The 2,162-nt window shown below is 76.0% G+C and carries 3 protein-coding genes; 1 reads left to right on the top strand and 2 read right to left on the bottom strand.

What is annotated here, in order from left to right; genetic code table 11:
* Positions 1–740 (bottom strand): hypothetical protein (locus tag AEQ27_RS17925; RefSeq protein ID WP_054147375.1); only part of this gene is annotated, 740 nt, incomplete at its 3' end.
* A 5-nt stretch (positions 741–745) separates the two neighbouring features.
* Positions 746–1,177, bottom strand: coding sequence for a hypothetical protein (locus tag AEQ27_RS17920; RefSeq protein ID WP_161805562.1), 432 nt, complete (start codon positions 1,175–1,177; stop codon positions 746–748).
* Positions 1,178–1,293: 116 nt separating this feature from the next.
* On the opposite strand from AEQ27_RS17920, the gene aztC reads away from it, so the two are divergent.
* A partial coding sequence (gene aztC / locus AEQ27_RS14840; RefSeq protein ID WP_054147376.1) for a zinc ABC transporter substrate-binding protein AztC occupies positions 1,294–2,162 on the top strand: 869 nt, incomplete at its 3' end.

The raw sequence follows: 2,162 nt of genomic DNA, 5'->3' as shown, positions 1-2,162 counted from the left end.
CGCTGACCGCCTGCGCCGCGGGGACTCCGTCGGACGACGTCGACACCGGCGCGGAGGCGACCGCCGACACCACCGGCGAGGGCCACGGTGCCGTCGCCGGCGCCGAAGAACTCGCCGAGCCCCGACTCGGCCTCACCACGATCGACCGGTCGGGCACGGTCGCCCACCTCGACCTGCTCGACGAGAGCGTCGTCGAGCTCGGATCGGTCGGGGCCCCGACCGCCGTGGAGACCGACGGGCGGTACCTCTTCGCTGAGACCTCTCGCGGCCTCGAGATCGTCGACAGCGGGGTCTGGACGTGGGACCACGTGGACCACTTCCACTACTACCGGGCCGACCCGCGCCTCCTCGGCACGGTCGAGGGCGACGGCGCGGCGACCGTCGCGACGACGAACCTGTCGACCTCGGGCTCGACCGGCGTGCACTTCGCGGGCTCGGGCGACGCGGTGCTGCTCGACACCGAGGCCCTGTCGCGGGGCGAGCTCCGCGAACGGTTGCGCCTCGACGGTGAGCCCGGCCCGGGCCTGGTCGTCCCCGTGGGGTCGTACGCCCTGGTGACCGAGGGTCGCGGCGAGGCGACGACGCTCGTCGGGCACACCGCCGACGGCGACGAGACGGGCCTGCGCGAGGCCTGCCCGGACGCCTCCGGCACGATCACGACCCGCGTCGGGGCCGTCGTCGGCTGCTCCGACGGCGCGCTGCTCGCGACCGTCGACGACGACGAACTCGTCGTCGAACACATCCCCTACCCGGCCGGCACGGCCCTGTCGTCGGGAGGCACGGCGGCCCCGGCCACGGCGTTCGACAACCGGGAGGGGCGACCCACCGTGGCCGGGCTCGCCGGCTCCGAGGGCGTCTGGCTGCTCGACACCCGGGCCCGCGCCTGGACGCTGCTGCCGGCCCCGGCCCCGCTGGTCTCGGGGACCGCCGTGGACGACGCCGACCAGCGCCTCCTGGCCCTCGCGCGGGACGGCCGGGTGCTCGTCCTCGACGGCACCCCCGGCCAGGTCGTCGCCGAGACCGCGCCGCTCGTCGCGGACTCGCTCGCCGCGGGCCGCACGCCGACGCTCGTCGCCGACCAGCAGCGCGCGTACCTCTCGGCTCCGGTCGAAGGGCGGCTGTACGAGATCGCCGCCGCCGACGGCGCCCGGATCGCCCGCAGCTTCGAGACGGCCACCGAGCCGGCCTTCGTCGCGGAGCCCGGGCGGACGGCAGCGTCGACCGCCCGCCCCCGGACCGGGCCCGCCCCCGCCCGCCCCACCCGCCCGCGGCGCGGCCGCCCGCCGCGCCGCCGTGACCGTCGCGGCCGCGGTGGCCCTGCCCGGCGGCGCGCCCGCCGGCGACGACCGCCCGGTCGTCTTCGTGTCGACGAACATCCTCGGCGACGTCGTCGACGAGCTCGTCGGCGACCAGGCCGAGGTGGTCACCCTGATGAAGCCGGACGCCGACCCGCACTCGTTCGAGATCTCGGCGCAGCAGGCGGCGCGGATGCGGGCGGCCGACCTCGTCGTCTCGAACGGCCTCGGCCTCGAGGAGGGGCTGCAGCAGCACCTCGACGCGGCGGCCGACGCCGGCGTGCCCTCGTTCGTCGCGGCCGACGCGTTCGACGTGCTCGACTATCGCGAGGGCGACGCCGCCGGCACCCCCGACCCGCACTTCTGGACCGACCCCGGACGCATGCTCGACGTCGTCGACGCCCTCGAGCCGGCACTCGCCGCGGTCGACGGCGTCGACACCGCGACCCTCACCGCGCGCACCGACGACTACCGGGCCGAGCTCGACCGACTCGACGCCGAGATGACCACGGCCTTCGCCGCGATCCCGGCCGAACGTCGTGCGCTCGTGACGAACCACCACGTGTTCGGCTACCTCGCCGACCGCTTCGACTTCGACGTCGTCGGGGCCGTGATCCCCGGCGGGACGACGCTCGCGGCACCGTCGGCCTCCGACCTCGCCGACCTGGTCGACGCCGTCGAGACGACGGGCGTCCCGACCGTGTTCGCCGAGTCGTCGTCGCCCGACCGGCTCGTGCAGGCCCTGGCGAGCGAGGCGGACGTCCACGTCGACGTCGTCGAGCTGTTCACCGAGTCGCTGACCGCGGCCGACGGCGACGCCCCCGACTACCTGACCATGATGCGCGTCGACACCGAGCGCATCGCCAC

The sequence above is a fragment of the Frigoribacterium sp. RIT-PI-h genome, assembly GCF_001297205.1.
Lineage (GTDB): Bacteria > Actinomycetota > Actinomycetes > Actinomycetales > Microbacteriaceae > Frigoribacterium.
The sequence above is the reverse complement of the archived record's forward strand: the minus strand, read 5'-3'. Positions and strand labels throughout refer to the sequence as shown.